At 67.2% G+C, this 16419-nt stretch carries 10 protein-coding genes and 1 tRNA gene; 7 read left to right on the top strand and 4 right to left on the bottom strand.

Annotation, left to right across the window (positions count from 1 at the left end):
• Positions 1–134 precede the first annotated feature (134 nt).
• Positions 135–211, top strand: a tRNA-Arg gene (locus WIX41_RS08035).
• A 149-nt stretch (positions 212–360) separates the two neighbouring features.
• Here the strand turns inward: WIX41_RS08035 and WIX41_RS08040 are convergent.
• The 3 genes from WIX41_RS08040 to WIX41_RS08050 all read right to left on the bottom strand — a co-directional run bounded on the left by WIX41_RS08040 (position 361) and on the right by WIX41_RS08050 (position 8192).
• The gene (locus WIX41_RS08040; protein ID WP_339446560.1) at positions 361–1716 is read right to left on the bottom strand and encodes a Gfo/Idh/MocA family protein; all 1356 of its coding nucleotides are present in this window, start codon (positions 1714–1716) and stop codon (positions 361–363) included.
• A gap of 53 nt (positions 1717–1769) precedes the next feature.
• A complete protein-coding gene (locus WIX41_RS08045) occupies positions 1770–4763 on the bottom strand; it encodes a TonB-dependent receptor domain-containing protein (RefSeq protein WP_339446561.1) in 2994 nt (997 codons plus the stop codon).
• Between the two features lie 135 nt (positions 4764–4898).
• Positions 4899–8192 carry a TIM-barrel domain-containing protein gene (locus tag WIX41_RS08050; protein ID WP_409187470.1) on the bottom strand — a complete coding sequence of 1098 codons (3294 nt, stop codon included), beginning with the start codon at positions 8190–8192 and terminating at the stop codon, positions 4899–4901.
• A gap of 388 nt (positions 8193–8580) precedes the next feature.
• Between WIX41_RS08050 and WIX41_RS08055 the strand changes: the two genes are divergently transcribed.
• The 6 genes from WIX41_RS08055 to WIX41_RS08080 are packed head-to-tail and all read left to right on the top strand — an operon-like array spanning position 8581 to position 15826.
• Complete coding sequence (locus WIX41_RS08055) at positions 8581–9738, top strand: SIS domain-containing protein (RefSeq protein WP_339446563.1); 1158 nt, start codon at positions 8581–8583, stop codon at positions 9736–9738.
• On the top strand, positions 9731–10678 hold the full coding sequence (locus WIX41_RS08060) for an ROK family protein (RefSeq protein ID WP_339446564.1): 948 nt from the start codon (positions 9731–9733) through the stop codon (positions 10676–10678). Before WIX41_RS08055 ends, WIX41_RS08060 begins: the two co-directional genes overlap by 8 nt.
• 33 nt (positions 10679–10711) lie before the next feature.
• Positions 10712–12040, top strand: a complete 1329-nt coding sequence (locus WIX41_RS08065; protein ID WP_339446565.1) for a D-tagatose-bisphosphate aldolase, class II, non-catalytic subunit — start codon at positions 10712–10714, stop codon at positions 12038–12040.
• 33 nt (positions 12041–12073) lie between these two features.
• On the top strand, positions 12074–12850 hold the full coding sequence (locus WIX41_RS08070) for a DeoR family transcriptional regulator (RefSeq protein ID WP_339446566.1): 777 nt from the start codon (positions 12074–12076) through the stop codon (positions 12848–12850).
• Complete coding sequence (nagA, locus tag WIX41_RS08075; RefSeq protein ID WP_409187346.1) at positions 12847–13962, top strand: N-acetylglucosamine-6-phosphate deacetylase; 1116 nt, start codon at positions 12847–12849, stop codon at positions 13960–13962. Before WIX41_RS08070 ends, nagA begins: the two co-directional genes overlap by 4 nt.
• Positions 13963–14011: 49 nt before the next feature.
• Positions 14012–15826, top strand: a complete 1815-nt coding sequence (locus tag WIX41_RS08080) for an MFS transporter (RefSeq protein ID WP_339446567.1) — start codon at positions 14012–14014, stop codon at positions 15824–15826.
• An 11-nt stretch (positions 15827–15837) separates the two neighbouring features.
• Here WIX41_RS08080 and WIX41_RS08085 read toward each other — a convergent pair whose 3' ends face one another.
• The gene (locus WIX41_RS08085; RefSeq protein WP_339446568.1) at positions 15838–16401 is read right to left on the bottom strand and encodes an HdeD family acid-resistance protein; all 564 of its coding nucleotides are present in this window, start codon (positions 16399–16401) and stop codon (positions 15838–15840) included.
• Positions 16402–16419: the final 18 nt, after the last annotated feature.

The following is a 16419-nucleotide window of genomic DNA, read 5'->3' on the forward strand; positions in this document are numbered from 1 at the left end:
AAGGCGCCATCCGGTGCGATTCACCCAAGGGGGCAGACCTGCGCCGCGTTTACGGATAGAATGCCCGTCCCGCACCGCCTCATGGCGCTGCGATGCCCACCCCGGCCCGCCGGTGGTGCGGCGGCTCTCAAAACGCGCCCGTAGCTCAGCCGGATAGAGTAGTGGCTTCCGAAGCCATTGGTCGGGGGTTCGAATCCCTCCGGGCGCACCATCTTTCCCCTGTTTGCCAGATATCCCGCCAGCCACGCAGGGCGTGGCTCTACGCCTGTGTACCCTCGATTGACGTAGAGCCACGCCCTGCGTGGCTGTGCGGTACCGGAATACGTACAGCCGGGCAGAGCCCGGCTCTACGTGGGGTGGTCAATACGTTCCGTCGAACGCAAAGATCGGCTTGCGCTGTTTCCACAGGCCTGCGGTGAAGTCGGGGAATTCCAGCGTCTGGAAGCTGTTGGCGATGGACTGCTCGGACAACGGGGTGATCGCGCTCCAGGTGATGGCGTCGTAGATGTCGATCGGCATCGGGGCCTTGGCCTTGAGCGCTTCGACGAAGGCGTGGATGACGAACCAGTCCATGCCGCCGTGGCCGGCGCTGGCGGCGGTGTCGGCATGCTGCTTCCACAACGGATGCTCGTACTGGTCCTGGTAACCCTGGAACGGTTCCCACTTGTGCGGCGGGCTGCGGCCTTCGATGTGGATCGACTGGTTCACATCCATCCACAAGCCCTTGGTGCCCTGCACGCGGAAGCCCATCGAATACGGGCGCGGCAGCGAGGTGTCGTGCTGCAGCAGGATCGTTTCACCGTTCTCGCAGGCCAGCGTGGTGGTGACGATGTCGCCGAGCTTGAAGTTCACCTTGGTGCTGGGATGGGTGGTGCCACCGCTCCTGGCCACGGTGTACTCGTGCAGGCCGCGCGCCTTGCTGGCGAACGCGTTGATGTGGGTGAAGCGGTTGCCGCGGTTGATGCCGGTGTACATGGCGCATGGGCCAATGCCGTGGCTCGGATACAGCTCGCCGTTCCGGTCCACCGAATGCTGGGTGCGCCAACGCGCTTCGGACCAGGCATGCGGGCCGAACTCCACGCCGCTGTCGTAGGGCTGGGAGGGATCGCCGGAGTTGAACTTCACCCCGCGCAGGTCGTGCTGGTAACCGGCCTGCAGGTGCACGAGTTCGCCGAACAGGCCGTTGCGCACCATCTGCAGCGTGGCCATCACGTCGCGGCGGTAGCAGACGTTTTCCAGCAGCATGTACGGCGTGCCGGTGGAGAGCTGGGTCTTGAGCACGTCCCAGTGGTCCTGCAGGGTGATGCCGGCGACCACTTCGCAGCCCACCGCGACCTTGGCCTGCATGGCGGCAATCGCCATCGGGGCATGGTATTCCCACGGCGTGGCGATGATCACGCCATCCAGGCCATGCTGCTCGAGCAGACGCTTCCACGCGTTGCGGTCACCGTCCTGGCCGTAGGCGGTGGGCGCCTTCCTGCCGGCCTTGGCCACCATGTCCATGCCCCGCTTGAGCATGATCGGTTCGATGTCGCACAGCGCGACCACTTCAACGTCGTCGCGGCGGACCAGTTCCTTCAGCAGCACCTGGCCACGCATGCCGGTGCCGATCAGGCCCAGGCGCAGCGTGCGCCCGCGCGCCCAGGCCGGGGTTTCCGGCAGCAGGCTGGTGGCGGCCAGGGCCGCACCGGCGGCAATGAATTCCCTACGCTTCATGGAACGTTACTCCCTTTGAAAGCGCGCCGGCGTGCACCGGCGCGCTGGAACAATCAGAACTTGTAGCCGACCTGCAGACTGTAGCTGCGGCCGAAGATGCTGGCATAGTCACTGGAGTCACCCAGGAAGCTGTTCGGGTCGTAGAACGGCAGACGGTTGAACAGGTTCTTGACCGTGAAGCCCAGGCTCCAGTGGTCATCCGGGCGCCAGCCTACGCTGAGGTTGGCGGTCCACCACGACGGTACGCCATCGCACTGGGCCGGGTTGACCGGCAGCGAGCCGGCGGTGCAGGTTTCCGGGTTGTTGTCTTCGGCATCCACGCGGTCCCACGCCCACTTGGTGGTACCCACGTAGTTGATGAAGAAGCTGGTGGTGACCTGCTTGTAGGACCAGTCGGCGTTCAGGGTGGCACGCAGGCGCGGGTTGCCGTAGTAGCCGATGGTGTTGCCGTAGTACCAGCGATCCGTATCGTCGATGTAGGCTTCCTTGCGGCGCGCGATGGTGGCGGCCATGCCGATGTTCAGCGCGCCCCAGTCGCCCAGCGAAAAGCGGCTGCGCGCGTCGATGTCGAAGCCGTCCACCAGGGTACGGCCCTGGTTCTTGTATTGGCCCACCACGGCGGCCACGTTGCCCACGCTGTAGCCAGGCAACGCGCCCGGGCAGCTCACGCCGCTGGCCGGGTCGGCACACATCTGCGCCAGCGCGGCCTCGTTGGCCCGATCGTTGTCGCTTATCGGGTTGCGGGTCATCGACAGGATGTCCTGTTCCTTGCTGTAGTCCGGCGCGGCGATCTCGTTGCGGCGGTAGATGAACCAGTAATCGGCCGAGATCGACATCCAGCTGGCCGGTTCGTACACGAAGCCCAGCGTGGAGATCTTTGCCTTCTCCGGCTTCAGGTCCTGGTTGGGCTGGGTCATGCGCGCCACGGTACGGCTGCAATCGCTGTTGAGCAACGTGTTGCCCAGGTCCACGTCGCCCGGTCGGTTGGACTGGCGCAGCAGGTTGGCGATGGCATTGGTTTCATCGCAGCGGATGTCGTCTTCAAAGCCACCGAGCTGGGCGAACACGCCGCCGGTGCCCGCTTCGGCCAGGCTGGGCGCACGGAAGCCTTCGGAATAGGTACCGCGCAGCAGCAACTGCGGCAGCACCTGGTACTTCAGGCCGATCTTCGGGGCCAGGTTGGCGCTGAAGTTGGGGTACTTGTCCACGCGCAGCGCGGCATCCAGTTCCAGCTTGTCGGTCAGCGGGGCCACGGCTTCGGCAAACAGCGCGTAGGTGTTGCGCTTGCCGTCGAACCACGAGCCACCCTGCTGGGTGATCAGGCCGTTGGCGGCGTCTTCGTTGCCCGGCGTGTAGAAGGTTTCGCGGGTGGCGTTGAAGCCGAATGCGGCGCGCACGTCGCCGGCCGGCATGCTGAAGAGCGGGCCTTCGATCTTGCCGTCCAACGTATGCAGGCGGGTCCACGACTGGATGTCGAAGGTGGGGTACGCCTCGCGGATGAGCTTGGCGTTGGCTTCATTGATGACGCCGAACTGGTAGGCCGGGTTGTCGGAGATGATCACGCGGCCGGTGCCCGGGTCGATGGTGTACGGGCCGAACGCGCGCTCGAAGCCTTCCAGGTTCACGTTGACGGTCTGGTAGGTGACCGAGTGCGTGCCCGCAGTGGCGAAGGCGGTTTCCCAGTTCCAGTCCTCGCCCAGGCTGCCACGCAGGCCGGCCAGCACGCGGTAGCTCTGGTCGGTGTTGCGCTGGCCGAAGTGGCCGTCGCCTACGTCCTGCATCAGGTAGTTCAGGCCCACCACGCCGCCCATCATCGCCTTCAGCTCGGGGCTGGCCAGGTTGTAGACGTTGTTGGGTCCGAGGTAGGGGGTGAGGAACTGGTTGACCGTGTTGCCGGTGTTGCGCGAGTACCAGCTCGAGGGATTGCCGGTCGTGGTGTTGTAGGCGGAGGGGGTGCCGCCGTTGGCGGTCAGGTCGATGTCGGTGTAGGTGACTTCGGCGAAGGCTTCGGTGGTGTCGCCGATCAGGAAGTGCGAACTGATGTAAGCGGTGGCGCGTTCGGTCTTGGCGCCGGCGTCGATCTCGCGGTTCATCCACGTTTCCCAGATGCAACGCGTGCCGGCGGCCTCGACCAGCACGTTGTTGCAGCCCGGTGCGGCTTCACGCACCAGCGCATTGGTGGTGGGATCGAACGCGAAGAAGCTGCCCGGGTTGAACTCGCCCGGCCTGCTGCCGGTGCCCAGGCGCAGGCCGGGGATGTAGTTGGGGTTGTTGACGTAGTACTGGGGCGGCCGCTTGTCATAGAAATCACTGAGCGGAATCGCGTTGCGGCGGTACAGGTTCACCGAGGCGTAGACGTTGTAGCGGTCTTCGTCCAGGTCGCCGAAGCCGGCGGTGATGCTGCCCTGCTGTTCGCCGTAGGAATCGATGCGCGAGGACTTGTCGGCGGTAATGTTGATCTCCGCGCCCTGGTAGGAACGCTTGGTGATCACGTTGATCACGCCGGCCACCGCGTCGGTACCGTATACGGCCGAGGCGCCGTCGGTCAGCACTTCCATGCGTTCGATGGCGGCGGCCGGGATGGCGTCGATGTTGACGAACTGGGTCTGGAAGCCGGCGGGCGCGCCGTAGTACGACAGGCGGCGGCCGTTGAGCAGCACCAGCGTGCCCTGCGCGCCGAGGCCACGCAGGTTGGCCTGCGAGGCGCCATCGGAGCCGGTGAACAGCGAACGCGAATCCTGCTGGCCCGGGCGGGCGGCAGGCAGGTTGTCGAGCACCTGCAGCAGCGTGCGCGCGCCCATGTTCTCGATGTCCTGCTTGCTGATCACCTGCACCGGCGAGGAGGTTTCCACATCGCTGCGGCGGATGTTGGAGCCGGTGACCTGTACGCGCGCCAGCTCGGTGGCGTTGGTTTTGGCCTTGGCGTCGACTGCGGTGGTGTCGTCCTCCTGGGAGAACGCCGGGCCGCTCACGGCCAGGGCAAGCCCCAACGCGACGGACAAGGGTGTAGCGGGGATGCGGCGATGGCGATGGCGTTCGTTCAACATCTTTGGCTCCTTGTGTTTCCGCAGCGTGGAGCTGCCTGGGTGGTTTTTTCGGGCAACAGTCACCCGCACCACGGCCGGCGGGCCGTAGTCGGGAAACGGTGGGGAATTCGGTTTTTAAAGCGGTACGTCTGTGGGTTACGGCGACACGATGCTGGCGGTATCGCCCTCCTGTCCGATCAGTGCGGCATTGGCCCAGTTGCCACAGACCTGTGCCGGTTGCGCGCCCTGCGCACCCAGCGTGCGCAGGCTCAGGCGCTGCATGCCGCGGATATCCAGTTCGGGTTTGACCACGCCCGGGGCCTTCACCAGGCCGCTGTCGTACAGGAGGCGGCCATCGCCCCAGACCTGGAACTGCATGCCACCGGCGCTGCGGCAGGCATCGTCGATGCCCAGGTCGGCACGCAGCAGGCGCCACTGTCCCTGCAGCTGCAGGTCGATGCGGCTGGCCGGGCCCACGCCCAGGCCCCGGCGGAACAGCAGGCCGTTCATGCGCATGGGTTGCCCGCCCTGGAAGGCGAGGTCGGCACGTACCTGCGCGCTGGCCGCAGCGGGCAGCGTGAGTTCGGACAGGTAGCGCTGCTGTGCCGGGCGTTCGGCCACCTGGTGTTCCAGTATCTGGAAGGTGGACAGGGTGATCGGGCCCACATCGCGCGGCTGCAGCGCATCCACGGCACGGGCGACGCTGCCCTGCGCGGCGGTAACCATCGGGTCGCTGCCGGCTGCGCCATCGCCTTCCGGGTTCTGCACGCTGAGCACGCGGAAGCGCAGCAGGCGGCCGGCATGGGCGGGGAAATCGATCTGCTGCACGTCCTGCTTCAGCGCCAGGCGGCCGCGTTTGATCGGCTCACCCCATTCGCCGTTGCTGTCGGCCAGGTAGATTTCGTAGTCGCGGACCTGGCCGCTCTTCCAGTGCTGGTCGTTGCGCGGCGCCAACGCGATACCGTCGATCAGGCGGCGTTCGCCGAAACCGATCACCCATTCGTGTGCACCGGTGCGCACGGCCTGGTTGCGCACCGTGCGGAACCAGGTGGCCGGATCGTCATCGAAGGCCTTTTCCAGTTCGTAACCGCGCTCTTCGGCCGGGCGGTTGACCACCAGCAGGCTGTCGGCCGGCAGCGCGCGGCCCAGGACCGGGGCGGCCGGGAACACATCATCGGCGGCGGCCGGCGCCTGCGCGACATCGAGCTGGAACGCCAGCGGCTGGCGGATGTCGGTCGGCGCGGTGCGCACATGCACGGTGCCGCGGCGTTCGCCGGCATCGAAGTACCAGCCTTCCGGCGCGGCCTGCCATGCAGCGGCATCGGCCAACATCGGCAGCGCGCGGCCATCGAGATTGACCGCTGTCGGCTTCTGGCGGCTGAGCACACGCAGCGCATAGCGGCGCTGCGCCAGCTGCCCCTGGTACTGCCCGCGCACGCCGGCGATGTTGACCTGCACCGGACCACTGCCCTGTGCCGGGGCCTGCACGGTGATCTGCTGCTGGCTGGATTCGCCCTTCTCGTAGCGGCGCGTATTGCCGTCGTCTTCGTACAACGTGTACTGCGAACTGCCCTGCGGGTACAGGTCGAAGGTGACCTCATCGAGCGGCTTCTGGCCGTCGTACAACATCTCCGGGTACATCGGCACGATGGCACCGGCGCGCACGAACAGCGGAATGGTGGCCAGGTCGACAGGGCGGTCCAGTTGGCGGCCTTCGGCGCCGGCCTGCAGCGCGCGGCCGTCCCAGTAGTCGATCCAGCGGCCCTGCGGCAGATGGATGTTGCGACGCCAGCCACGACTCGCGGCCTGGCTGCGGTACACCGGCGCCACCAGCAGGTCGCGGCCGAGCAGGAACTGGTACTTGTAGGTTTCGTTCCAGGCGTCGGGGTCCTGCGGGTAATCCCACATCAGCGCGCGCAGGATCGGCGCGCCGGTGGTCGCCGCCTCATGCGCCAGCCCGTACATGTACGGGGTCATGCGCATTTTCAGCTTGAGGTAATCGCGGTTGACGCTGCGGTAGGGCTCGTCGAACCACCACGGGTGCTTGCGCGCACTGCCCGACCAGCCGGACATGCCCATCAACACCGGGGTGAAACTCTTCCACTGCAGGTCGCGGGTGAAGGTTTCGGCGCTGCCGCCAAATATCGCATCCACGTCGCCGCTGGCGTAGGCCATGCCGGACAGGCCGGAGCCGACCAGGGTGGGAATGTGCCAGCGGATGTAATCCCAGCTGCTGCTCTGGTCGCCGGTCCAGGCCACCGCATAGCGCTGGATGCCGGCCCAGCCCATCACCGTCCACAGGAACGGGCGCGAATCGGAGTTGTGCAGGATGCCGTTGAACGCGGACTGGTTGGCGTCCATCGCGAACTGGTAGCCCTTGCCGGTCCAGGCCACGTCCAGCTTCTGCACGCGGGTGCCGGCGGTGCCCACTTCCCAGGCAATCTTGTCCACGCCGTTTTCGGTCCACAGCCCGGTCTTGAAGCCGTAGCTGGCCAGGCCTTTCACCGTTTCCGGCAACCCCTTGTAGCCACAGCCGTAGCCGTCGTTGGGGAGGATCCAGCCGCCGGGCATGTCGTGCTCGCGGTACTGCTTTGCGACGCTGTCGACCACGTCCGGGGTGGTGCCGGTGGGGCCATCGCTCCAGCCTTCGGGCACGCTGCCGGGCTTCTTGATGTTGTCGCCATCGTTGTAGCAATCGGCATCGCCGTAGGAGAACGCCCAGCGCGGCAGCAGCGCGGCGCGCCCGGTCAGCGCGGTGTAGCGATCCAGCAGCGCGGGCAGGCCGACACCGACGAAGTAGTAGGCGTCGAAGCGGTCCTCGCGGTGCAGCAGCGTGGCCTGGTCAGCCTGGCGCAGGTCGTAACTGCCATCACTCCAGGTGTTGCGCAGCATGCCCCAGCCGCGCGAGCTGAGCAGCATCGGCGCCGGGTTGGGGCGGTCACCCTCTTCCCAACCACCGGAGTAGGACACCTCCAGCTCACGTCCCTTGAAGGTGAAGCGGCCGTTCTGCTGGCCACCACCCACGAACTGTTCGTCGGCCTGGCTGCTCAGTACCTGTACGCTCTGTGCGCTGTCCAGGTCCAGCGGCTGCAGTTCGCGCCACAGCGGCACATCTTTGCCGGCCTGGCGCCGGTCCAGCGCCAGGCGCAGCGGCTGGCGCTGGATGTGCAGGACCAGCGCGTCGGTGCGGATGCGCACTTCGTTGCCGTCTTCTTCCAGCTGGAAGGGGACGGCGGCAGCGGCCTGCGACAACACGATAGGGGCTGCCTTGTCGCCGGCCGGCAGCAGGTTGCCGGTGCGGCTGGCCTGTATGCGCAGCAGATCCGCGCGCAGCAGGTCCACGCGCACGGTCATGCCGTTATCGGTGGTCAGGGTCCAGGCGGTGGCCGACGCTGCCGGCTCGGCACGTAACGCACTCAGGTTGCCCAGCGGCGCTGCCAGCGCCGGCATGGCGGCCAGCAGCAGCGGCGACAGAAGAGAGATGGCCAGCACGGTGCGTCGACAACGGGTAACCACTTCGCCCCCAAAGCCCGCGTTCGGCGGGTGTCCGAAACCAGTGCGGCCGACTATGGGGCAGGCGATCGAAAGATGTCAAGAAATTGAAAAGAAAAAAGATTAGGAATTCTATCAAAACGAAAGATGATGCGAAGCACCACTTTCTTTCTCCCAGCTGAATGCGTCAACTTTCCCTTTAAATATGAATGGATAGGTGTCATCAATCGCGGATGACGCGACATTGCGATCGAAAACTGTGACCCGGATATCTTATTTTTATCTTTCGATAATTGACATTTCGAAAGAAAACGCTGATCGTGCGGTCGCCCAACAGGAATAGCGAATGGACGTCACTCTGCTCCCCGATATGCCCGCCTGGCAGCGCCAGGGTGGCGCGCACACCGCAGAAGAGATCGCGCAGCAACCAGCACTGTGGTCGGCGTTGGCCGACGTGTTGGTGGGCACCCGCGAACGCATCGATACGTTCCTGGGTGAAGCGCTGCGCCAGCCCGGCCAGCGGGTCATCTTCACCGGCGCCGGCAGTTCAGGCTTCATCGCCGAGATGGTGGCCGACCAGATAAACGCGCAGTGGCCGGCGGACGTTCGCGCCATCCACACCACCACCCTGCTCACCCACCCGGCGTTGTACCTGCAGCGCGACCGGCCGACCCTGCTGGTGTCGTTCGGGCGCAGCGGCTCCAGCCCGGAAAGCGTGGCGGCCGTGGACCTGGTGCGGGCGCGGGTGGATGACGCGCGCTTCCTGGACATCACCTGCAATGCCGAAGGTGCGCTGGCCCAACGCGGCCAGGGCCGCGAGGACACGCTGTCGCTGCTGATGCCGCCGGCCAGCTGCGACCGCGCCTTTGCCATGACCAGCAGCCTGAGCTGCATGCTGCTGGCCGCGCTGAGCGTGTTCGACAGCGCGCCGTGGGCGCAGCGCATCGCGCGCCTGCACAACGTGGCCGAACGCGGCGCCCAGGCCGTCAGCCGCTGGGATGCACCGGTAGCGGCGCTGGCCCGGACCGATATCTCGCGCGTGATCTACCTGGGCAGTGGCCCGCTGGAAGCGACCGCGCGCGAAGCAGCGCTGAAGGTGCTCGAACTCACCGCCGGCCGGGTGCTGGCACTGGCCAATACCCCGCTCGGTTTCCGCCACGGCCCGAAGTCCACGCTCAATGGCACCACGTTGGTGGTGGTGTTGCGCAGCGCACAGCCGCTGGCACGCCGCTACGAACAGGACCTGTTGGAGGAACTGCGTCGCGACGGCATCGCCGCGCGCGTGATCTCGGTCGGCCCGACCGGCAGCGGCAGTGCCGAAGGCGATTTCCTGCTCGACGTTCCTGCCCTGCCCGATCCGTGGCTGGCGCCGCTGTGGCTGGTGATGGCGCAGTGCTTCGCGCTGCAGCGTTCGGCGGCGCTCGGCCTGACCCCGGACAACCCGTTCCCCGATGGCACGGTCAACCGCGTGGTGCAGGGTGTGACCATCCACGCCCATGGCTGAGCAGACCGCGCCCATGCAGACCTGGTACGGCATCGATATCGGGGGCACCAAGATCGAACTGGTGGCCTGTGACGCGGCGTTGACGGTGCACCACCGCCAGCGCGTGGCCACGCCTACCCACGACTACGCCGCCTTCGTGGCTGCGGTCGGCCAGCTGGTGGACGACGCCGATGCCGCACTGGGCACGCGAGCCGTTGCGGTGGGCCTGGGCCTGCCCGGCGTGCGCGACCGCGACAGTGGCCGCCAGTTGAGCGCCAACGTGCCCGCGCTCAGCGGCCACACGGTGGGGCGCGACCTGGAAGCGCGGCTGCAGTGCCCGCTGGCGTTGGGCAACGACCTGCAGTGTTTCGCGTTGTCCGAAGCGCACGACGGCGCGGCGGCCGGTTACCCCAGCATGTTCGGGGTGATCCTCGGCACCGGCGCCGGTGGCGGCTATTGCCTGGAGGGGCGGCTGGTGGCGGGCAATAACGGCATCGCCGGCGAGTGGGGCCACTGGAGCCTGCCCGCCACCCTGCAACTGCGTCATGACCTGCCGCTGCTGGACTGCGGCTGTGGGCTGCGCGGCTGCCTGGAGCGCTACGTCTCCGGCAGCGGCCTGGCGATGATCCACGAACGCCAGGGTGGCCAGGCCTGCGACGCCACCGCCGTTGTGGAACAGGCGCACGCCGGTGACCCGATCGCGCTGCAGGCGCTGGCCATCCACCGCGACCTGCTTGGCTACAGCTTCGCCAGCCTGATCCTGGCGCTGGACCCGCACGTGATCGTGCTCGGTGGCGGGCTGTCGAAGCTGGAGCAGCTGTACCGCGACCTGCCCGCCGCCATTGAGCCGTACCTGTTCAACGGCGTGCGCGTGCCCCCGATCCTGCCGCCGGCCTTCGGCGATGCCGGCGGTGCACGCGGCGCGGCGCTGCTGGCGCGCCAGCACCATCCCGCATCCTGAGTTCCTTTTTCCCGCCGCACCTGGAGTGTTGCCATGTCTGCCGTCCAATCGTTGATCGCCGCCCATCGCCAGGGCCAGCCCGTTGGCCTGTACAGCGTGTGCTGCAGCAACGAGCAGGTGCTGCTGGCGGCCATGCAGGTCGCGCGCGACCATGACACGGTGCTGCTGATCGAGGCCACCTCCAACCAGGTGGACCAGTTCGGCGGCTACACCGGCATGACCCCGCCGCAGTACCGCGATTACGTGCTGCAGCTGGCACGCAGCCACGCCTTCCCGGCCGAGCGGCTGATCCTCGGTGGCGACCATCTCGGCCCGAATGCGTGGCAGAAGGGTCCGGCCGAGCTCGCGATGGCCAATGCGCGCACCCTGGTTGCCGCCTACGTGGCCGCCGGCTTCCACAAGATCCACCTGGACTGCAGCATGTCCTGCGCCGACGACCCGACCCCGCTGCCCGATGCGATCGTGGCCGCGCGCTCGGCCGAGCTGGCGCGCATTGCCGAACGCACCGCCGCCGACAATGGCCTGCCGCCGCCGGTGTATGTGATCGGCACCGAAGTGCCGGTGCCCGGTGGCGAAGCCTCGCTGGAAGGGGGATTGGCGGTCACCACGCCCACCGCCGCAGCCACCACCCTGGCAATCCACCGTGAAGCGTTCTCCGCGCCGGACCTGCTGCCGGCCTGGGAACGCGTGATCGCGATGGTGGTGCAGCCCGGCGTGGATTTCGACCACAGCAGCGTGCACCACTACGATCCGGTTGCCGCGAAGGCACTGTCCGCGTTCGTGGAAACCCAGCCGCGCATCGTGTTCGAAGCGCATTCCACCGATTACCAGACCGAAGCCGGCCTGCATGCACTGGTACGCGACCACTTCGCCATCCTCAAGGTCGGCCCCGCGGCGACCTATGCGTTCCGCGAAGCGGTGTTCGCGCTGGCGATGATCGAACGCGAGCTCCTGCCTGCGGCGGAAGCCTCGCAGATCATCGAGGTGTTGGACCGTTGCATGCTCGACAAGCCGGGCAGCTGGGCCAGCTACTACCAGGGCAATGCGCACGAACAGCGCCTGTTGCGCGCGTATTCGCTGAGCGACCGCAGCCGCTATTACTGGGGCGAGCCGGCCGTACGGGCCGCGCTGGCCACGCTGGTGGACAACCTTACCCGGCACGTACCGCCGCTGATGCTGCTCAGCCAATACCTGCCCGAGCAGCTGCGCGCGGTCCAGGCCGGCGAACTGGCAGCCGAGCCACTGGCGCTGATCCGGCACAAGGTGGGCCTGCGCCTGGCCGAGTACGCGCGTGCTTGTGTTTGCAACGCAGTTGGCCCGGATAACGAAACCTTTTCTGCCATGGAGCTTTCGGAACGGTAAGCTTCGGCTTTCCTTCCGAACGGAATCGCCTCCATGCGAAACACACGGCAGCGTCGCCAACAGATCCTGCAGTTGCTGGTCGAGCACGGCAACGTGCAGGTCAGCGAACTGGTGGAACGCTTCGGCGTATCGGCAGTGACCATCCGCGCCGACCTGACCCACATCGAATCGCAGGGCCTGGCCACGCGCACCCACGGCGGCGCCACGCTGGTGCGCAAGCCGCCGCTGGAACAGGACATCCATGAGAAGGACACGCTGAACCTGCCGCTGAAGGACAGCATCGGCGCGCACGCGGCGCAGCTGGTGCGGGCCGGCGACAACATCATCATCGATTCCGGTTCCACCACCATGACCCTGGCGCGCCACCTGCGCGCGCATCGCGATGTGACGGTGATGACCAACGGGCTGAACATCGCCTGGGAGCTGGCCAACGCACCGGGCGTGGAGCTGCTGCTCACCGGCGGCCTGCTGCGCAAGCAGTCACTGTCGCTGCAGGGCAGCCAGGCCGAAGCCAGCCTCAACACCTACAGCTTCGACACCCTGTTCCTGGGCGTGGACGGGCTGGACCTGCAGTTCGGGCTCACCACCCATCATGAGGCCGAAGCCAGCCTCAACCACCGCATGGTCGAACGCGCGCGGCGCGTGGTGGTGCTCACCGATGCCTCCAAGTTCGGCCACGTCAGCCTGCACCGCATTGCCCGCCTGGACCAGGTCCACACCGTCATCACCGACGCCAGCATCGACGCAGAGCACCTGGAAGGGCTGCAGAAGCTGGGCATCGAAGTGATCATTGCCGAGTCGCCCCCTTGAGCCCCATCTCCACCCTGCATGGCCGCATGCTCACCCCGTTCGGGTGGGTACGCGGCGACATCGCCTACAAACAGCGCATCGTCTCGATCAACAGTCACCACGCCGATCCGCGTGGTGATGACCAGGTGCCGCTGATCCTGCCCGGCTTCATCGACCTGCACGTGCATGGCGGTGCCGGGGTGGACATCATGCAGGGCGGGGATACCGCGCAGACGGTGGCACGCGCGCATGCGCGACATGGCACCACCGCACTGCTGGGCACCACCATGACCGCCGGGGCGGAGGACATCGACCGCGCGCTGCAGGGCCTGTCCACGGCGATCGCGCAGCGCGGGCCCGGCATGGCACGGGTACTGGGCGTGCATCTGGAAGGCCCCTTCATCAGTGCCGAGCGCCTGGGCGCGCAGCCGCCGCTGGTAGTGGAAGCCACGCTGGACGATGTGCGCCGCCTGCATGCCATCGCCCCGATCAAGGTGCTGACCCTGGCGCCGGAGATCGGCCAGCACCTGGCGTTGATTCCCGCGCTGAGTGCACTGGGCATCCGCGTGCAGCTGGGCCACAGCGCCGGCACCTATGAGCAGGGCGTGGCCGCGCTGGGTGCGGGCGCCGCCGGTTTCACCCACCTTTTCAACGGCATGACCGGCGTGGACCACTACCACCCCGGCATCGCCACGGCCGCGTTGGCGCATGCCGAGTACGCCGAACTGATTCCCGACCTGCAGCACGTGCACCCCGGCGCGATCCGCACCGCACTGCGCGCCATTCCGCGCCTGTACTGCGTGACCGATGCCACCGCTGCCACCGGCATGCCCGATGGCGAGTACGCACTGGGCGTGCAGCGCGTGCACAAGTGCCTGGGCTGCGTGCGCCTGGAAAGCGGTTCGCTGGCCGGCAGCGCGCTGACCATGGACCAGGCGCTGCGCAACCTGGTTGCGCTGGGACTGGCGTTGGATGACGCCTCCAACCGCGTTTCACGCTACCCAGCCGACTATCTGGGCCTGGACGATCGCGGCCGCCTGCAACCGGGTGCGTGGGCCGACCTGGTGGTGCTCGACCACGACCTGCGCGTGCAGCAGGTGGTGGTGGAAGGCGAACGCATCGCGCTTGACTGAGTGATTCCGCGCCGCGTGCGGCGCGTTCCAACGTAGACAGGATCGCACCATGAACGACGTTTCCGCCGTTATGCCCGTGCCCGCTTCCGCCAACGCGCCGCGTTGGCCGATACGCTATCTGTTGTTCATCGGCGGCATGGGCGGCCTGCTCTACGGCATCGACATCGGCATCATCGCCGGCGCCCTGCCTTACCTGGAGGCCACCGCCACGGCCAGCTGGCACCTCACCACCCAGCAGCTTGGCTTCGTGGTTGCGGCCGTGCTGCTGGGCAGCGTGCTGTCCTCGCTGTTTGCCGGCGCAGTGGCCGACCTGATCGGCCGGCGCGGTGCGATGGTGCTGGCCGGCGTGTTGTTCACGGCAAGCATTCCCGTGATGGCGCTGTCCGAAGGCTACGGCCCGCTGTTGATGGGGCGGCTGCTGCAGGGCATCAGCGGCGGTCTGATCGGCGTGGTGGTGCCTTTGTACCTGGCTGAAGTACTCAGCCCGGAGCAGCGCGGGCGCGGCGCGGCGATGTTCCAACTGCTGCTGACCATCGGCCTGGTGCTGGCCGCGGTGATCGGGCTGTACCAGGCGCACAGCGTGGACGCGGCCGCTGCGGCCGTGCGCCACCTGCCGGGCGAGGAGCAGCAGCGCCTGCTGTTCGCGGTGAAGGACCATGCCTGGCGCACCATCTTCTGGAGCTGCCTGTTGCCCGGGCTGGTGTTCACCGTCGGCGCGCTGCTGATCAGCGAATCACCGCGCTGGCTGGTGCGGCGTGGGCGCATTGCCAGGGCGCGCAGCGCGCTGCAACGCACGGTTGCCCCGGCGGAGGTGGAATCCACGCTGGCACGCATGCAGGCACCCGATGCGCCGGCCAGCGATGGCACGCCGGCCAAGCGCGATCCACTGCTGAGCCGCCGCTACGTGTGGCCCTTCGTGCTGGCCTGCCTGGTGCTGGCGTTCACCCAGGCCACCGGCATCAACTCGGTGCTGGCCTATGCGGTGAACATCCTCAACCAGGCCGGCCTGCCCGGCGCGGTAGCCAACTGGGCCGATGTATCCATCAAGCTGCTCAACGCGCTGATGACCGTGGTGGCGCTGGTACTGGTGGATCGAAAGGGCCGCAAGTTCCTGCTGATGCTGGGCACCGGCGGCATTACCATCGCCCTGCTCGGTGCGGCGCTGCTGTTCGTGCGCAGCGAACATGGGCGGTTGGATGTACAGCCCGCGCTGCAGCAGCAGGTATACGGGCAGTCACTGTCGCTGCCGATGGATGCCGCGCAATGGCGGCGGCTGGAGGGCAACGCGGGCGGGCAGCCGCTGCAGCTTACGGTCTCGTATGCCTACGGCGGCTTCAGCAACGTGCGCTCGCTGCGCAGCGACAACCCGATCGACGCCACGCTGCAGATCCGCCGTGAGGATGCGGTGTCGGCAGACAGCGTGATCGGGGCGTTCTTCCGCCGCGTGAATCTCAATCCGTTCCCGGATCCGGCCGCCGCCGCGCAGGCGCCACTGGTGATCGAACGTGCTGTGATCGGCCCGGTGCCCTCGCCCACCCACGGCTGGCTGGTGGCCGGCTGCATCCTGCTCTTCGTCGCCTTCTTCGCGGTCGGCCCCGGCGTATGCGTGTGGCTGGCGCTGTCCGAGCTGATGCCCACCCGCATCCGCTCCAACGGCATGAGCATCGCGCTGCTGATCAACCAGTTCGTGTCCACGGTGATCGCCGCGATCTTCCTGCCTACAGTGGGCCACCACGGCTACGCCAGCATGTTCTTCTTCTGGGCCGGGTGCACGCTGCTGTACTTCCTGGTCGCCGCCTTCCTGCTGCCGGAGACCAAGGGCAAGACGCTGGAGGAGATCGAGGCGCGATTCGGTCGTGGTTGAATGCTTCGGCTTCAGCGCAACTTCCGCAGCCGGAACGCCACGACGATCTGCAGCACCCCGTAGACCAGGCTGCCGATACCGATCCACAGCGTGGTCACCGCCACCCCGCCCCGCGGGTTGGCCACCATCATTGCGCCGAGCACGATGGCGAGCAGGCCGCTGACGATCAGCAGCCATTCGCCCTCGATCTGCTTGCGCACCCGGATGGCGAACACGATGCGGTACACGCCGGCGATGATCAGCCAGATCGCCAGCAGCAGCACCAGCACCTTCGCGGTCACCAGCGGGTTGATCACGGCCAGTGCGCCGAAACCGATCGAGGCCAGCGCGTAGACCAGCGCCCAGCCGCGCGGCGTGCCGCTGTCGCCGCTGAACACCGCGAACAGGCTGATCAGGCCTTCCACCAGCGCCATCACGCCGATGGCCCAGGCCAGCCCCGCAGCGGCGGACAGTGGCCGGGTAATGGCGAGCAGGCCAAAGCCTACCGCCAGCAGGCCATACAGCAACACCACCCACCAGCTGCGGCCAACCAGCGACAACAGCGAGGTGGTGCGCAGTTCCGGAGCCTGGCTCATGATGATGTTCCTGGAGGG

Source organism: Stenotrophomonas sp. AB1(2024) (genome assembly GCF_037482345.1).
GTDB lineage: Bacteria > Pseudomonadota > Gammaproteobacteria > Xanthomonadales > Xanthomonadaceae > Stenotrophomonas.

What these genes read in the sequence shown, in the direction of transcription:
- WIX41_RS08040 (WP_339446560.1), bottom strand. Translation starts at nt 1,716, where the DNA reads ATGAAGCGTAGGGAATTCATTGCCGCCGGTGCGGCCCTGGCCGCCACC.
- WIX41_RS08045 (WP_339446561.1), bottom strand. Translation starts at nt 4,763, where the DNA reads ATGTTGAACGAACGCCATCGCCATCGCCGCATCCCCGCTACACCCTTG.
- WIX41_RS08050 (WP_409187470.1), bottom strand. Translation starts at nt 8,192, where the DNA reads ATGCCGGCGCTGGCAGCGCCGCTGGGCAACCTGAGTGCGTTACGTGCC.
- WIX41_RS08055 (WP_339446563.1), top strand. Translation starts at nt 8,581, where the DNA reads ATGGACGTCACTCTGCTCCCCGATATGCCCGCCTGGCAGCGCCAGGGT.
- WIX41_RS08060 (WP_339446564.1), top strand. Translation starts at nt 9,731, where the DNA reads ATGGCTGAGCAGACCGCGCCCATGCAGACCTGGTACGGCATCGATATC.
- WIX41_RS08065 (WP_339446565.1), top strand. Translation starts at nt 10,712, where the DNA reads ATGTCTGCCGTCCAATCGTTGATCGCCGCCCATCGCCAGGGCCAGCCC.
- WIX41_RS08070 (WP_339446566.1), top strand. Translation starts at nt 12,074, where the DNA reads ATGCGAAACACACGGCAGCGTCGCCAACAGATCCTGCAGTTGCTGGTC.
- WIX41_RS08080 (WP_339446567.1), top strand. Translation starts at nt 14,012, where the DNA reads ATGAACGACGTTTCCGCCGTTATGCCCGTGCCCGCTTCCGCCAACGCG.
- WIX41_RS08085 (WP_339446568.1), bottom strand. Translation starts at nt 16,401, where the DNA reads ATGAGCCAGGCTCCGGAACTGCGCACCACCTCGCTGTTGTCGCTGGTT.